At 64.4% G+C, this 1,717-nt stretch carries 3 protein-coding genes; 2 read left to right on the top strand and 1 reads right to left on the bottom strand.

Annotation, left to right across the window (positions count from 1 at the left end):
- Nucleotides 1-418 precede the first annotated feature (418 nt).
- On the top strand, nt 419-664 hold the full coding sequence (locus GSY69_RS13735) for a hypothetical protein (RefSeq protein WP_160954391.1): 246 nt from the start codon (nt 419-421) through the stop codon (nt 662-664).
- Here the strand turns inward: GSY69_RS13735 and GSY69_RS13730 are convergent.
- Nucleotides 661-1,128, bottom strand: a complete 468-nt coding sequence (locus tag GSY69_RS13730) for a MarR family winged helix-turn-helix transcriptional regulator (RefSeq protein WP_160954390.1) — start codon at nt 1,126-1,128, stop codon at nt 661-663. The genes GSY69_RS13735 and GSY69_RS13730 overlap by 4 nt on opposite strands.
- Before the next feature lie 13 nt (nt 1,129-1,141).
- On the opposite strand from GSY69_RS13730, the gene GSY69_RS13725 reads away from it, so the two are divergent.
- Nucleotides 1,142-1,612 (top strand): VOC family protein, encoded by a 471-nt coding sequence (locus tag GSY69_RS13725; protein ID WP_160954389.1) that lies wholly within the window; start codon nt 1,142-1,144, stop codon nt 1,610-1,612.
- Nucleotides 1,613-1,717 lie beyond the last annotated feature (105 nt).

The raw sequence follows: 1,717 nt of genomic DNA, 5'->3' as shown, positions 1-1,717 counted from the left end.
TCTACAACCACGACCGTCGGCACAGCTCAGCAAACATGATGAGCCCCGTCGACTACGAGACCAGCAACGCGGCTACGCTGCCCGAGGCCGCATAGGAAGTCCTCCACGATTCGGGGGGAACCACACGGGGTACTGGGCGAGTCGTTCGACGGTGCCGCATTGTCAAGATATGGTTGACGTCATGAAGATTCTTCCGTCTGCTCGCAAGCACGGCATGAGCGACGAAGACATCACCTACGTCCTCGATAACGCACTTGCGCCTAGTCGAGTACGAGTACGACGGCGAGGACCGCCTATTGATCATCGGTCCCGACCGCCACGGAGCCCTGCGTGAACTGGTCGCCGTACCGGCCGACACTCCGGTACGCATCATCCACGCGGACGCACTAAACCCCTCCCGTTACGACTACTTGAGGTGATGACGATGAGCACCGTTCACTCCACTGACGCCACGGGGCTCGACACCATTAGCCCCACCACTCATCCGGGGCGCGACGCGGCCGGCTTCCGAGCGATTCGCGCCGCTGCGAAGAACGTTGAGACTGCCGAACAAGACCTACGTGACGCCGTCCGTGCCGCGCGCGAGGCCGGCGACTCCTGGGCCATCATCGGCACCGCCCTCGGCGTCAGTCGCCAAGCCGCACAACAACGCTTCACCGCCTAGGTGTACTGACCGGGGACGTTGATCGAGTCCGCTGCATGTGAGGCGTCGAGCTTCCCAAGGAGTGCCTCCAGCGCTGTCAGCTCGTCGGGGGTCAGGGCGTGGAAGAAGGCGTTGCGTCCCTGACGCAGGCCGGGTTGCAGGTCATTCCACCACTGCCGCCCCTCGGGGGTCAGGCTCAAAAGTCGCGACCTGGCATCGGCGGGGTTCGGCCGAGCCTGGACCCATCGCGCTTCGATGAGCTTCCTGATGGTGGCACCGACGTTCCGTGGGTCGACCGCGATGGCGGTTGCCACCTGTGCCTGCGTACGTTCACCTTCCGCGAGGGCAGCCATGGCAGTGAACTGGGCCGTGGTGATCCCCTGCCCTGTCAGGTGAGTCGCCCATGCCCTCTCTGCGCGCCGCCCGAGGGTCGCCAGGAGGAAGCTGGCACCTTGGCGATACTTGACGTCACTCGATGTGCTCATATTTTATGTATACATGCCTTCCTTGACGCCCCCGACCGGGCACAACACCATCAACCCCTTCGCCATCGTTCCAGACGCCATGGGCTTCATCCGCTTCGTGGAGTCCGTGTTCGACGGGCACGAAGCCGCCCACGTCCGCACCCCCGATCGGGACGGCTCGATCATCCATGCCGAGGTCACGATCGGCGACGCCACGATCATGCTGTGCGACCGCAAGCCCGACTGGCCCTTCACGCCGGCCTTCCTGCAGGTCTATGTCCCCGATGCCCAGGACTGCCTGGACAAGGCCGTCGCGGCCGGAGGGCGCATCGTGACTCCCGTCAGCGACTTCTACGGCGGCTACCGGATCGCGCGCGCTCTCGACCCGTGGCGCAACCTCTGGTGGATCTACGAACCGACGACCCAGCCCCTGCACCAGGATGAGCGCGACAGCGACACCGACTGGCACGACCGCAAGCCCAGTGAGGTTCCCCCCGGACCGTAGAGGCATCGACAATGAGGATCGAGATGCCAGAGAAGCGGAAGAAGTACGACCGGGAGTTCCGTGAGGGAGCTGTCCGGATCGTCGAAGAGACCGGGAAGCCGATCG

It is taken from the genome of Brevibacterium rongguiense, from assembly GCF_009857845.1.
Taxonomy (GTDB): domain Bacteria; phylum Actinomycetota; class Actinomycetes; order Actinomycetales; family Brevibacteriaceae; genus Brevibacterium; species Brevibacterium rongguiense.
The sequence above is the reverse complement of the archived record's forward strand: the minus strand, read 5'-3'. Positions and strand labels throughout refer to the sequence as shown.

Coding starts and splice junctions, on each gene's coding strand:
- GSY69_RS13735 (WP_160954391.1), top strand. CDS start 419: ATGACGATGAGCACCGTTCACTCCACTGACGCCACGGGGCTCGACACC.
- GSY69_RS13730 (WP_160954390.1), bottom strand. CDS start 1,128: ATGAGCACATCGAGTGACGTCAAGTATCGCCAAGGTGCCAGCTTCCTC.
- GSY69_RS13725 (WP_160954389.1), top strand. CDS start 1,142: ATGCCTTCCTTGACGCCCCCGACCGGGCACAACACCATCAACCCCTTC.